At 26.5% G+C, this 630-nt stretch carries 1 protein-coding gene and 1 pseudogene; both read left to right on the top strand.

Features of this window, described 5'->3' with window-relative positions:
• Positions 1-237, top strand: a pseudogene (locus JX287_RS07375) (D-alanyl-lipoteichoic acid biosynthesis protein DltB); the annotation flags it as partial.
• 21 nt (positions 238-258) lie between these two features.
• Positions 259-492, top strand: coding sequence for a D-alanine--poly(phosphoribitol) ligase subunit DltC (gene dltC, locus JX287_RS07380; protein ID WP_003145008.1), 234 nt, complete (start codon positions 259-261; stop codon positions 490-492).
• Positions 493-630: the final 138 nt, after the last annotated feature.

The following is a 630-nucleotide window of genomic DNA, read 5'->3' on the forward strand; positions in this document are numbered from 1 at the left end:
CTTATGGGATTCTGGCATGGTCTAACTATAAGTTATATAGTATATGGATTCTACCACGGTTTATTAATGGCAGGATTTGAATATTACCAAAAGAAAAGTAAATTTTACAAGAAGAATAAAAATGAAACATGGTATAAAGTTCTTAGTTGGTTCATAACGATAAATCTAGTAATAATAGGATTATATATCTTTTCAGGAGAACCATATAAACTAATAAGCCATGTACTAAAAAAATAATATAGAGTTAGGAGAATAAACATGATAAAAGAACAAGTATTAGAAATGTTAGAAGAAATCTGTGAAGATGAAGTTGTAAGAGAAGACTTAGACATAAATATGAAAGAAGAAGGACTAATGGATTCATTAGCTTTTGTAGAAATGTTGGTTAAAATTGAAGAAATATTTGGACTAAGTATAGCACCGACTGAAGTAACATACGAAGAAATCGATACACCAAATAAAGTGATTTCTTACATAGAAAATAGGAAGTAAAGATGATAAGATTAAAAGCATTTTTAATATCAATAGTATTGGTATTAATTACACTTGTAATTTTAAATAAGACGTATTTAAAAAAGATAGAAAACTATTATAAAGTAAATGATAATAGCGTCAGATATAGTACTGCTT

The organism is Gemella haemolysans (assembly GCF_901873445.1).
Lineage (GTDB): Bacteria > Bacillota > Bacilli > Staphylococcales > Gemellaceae > Gemella > Gemella haemolysans_C.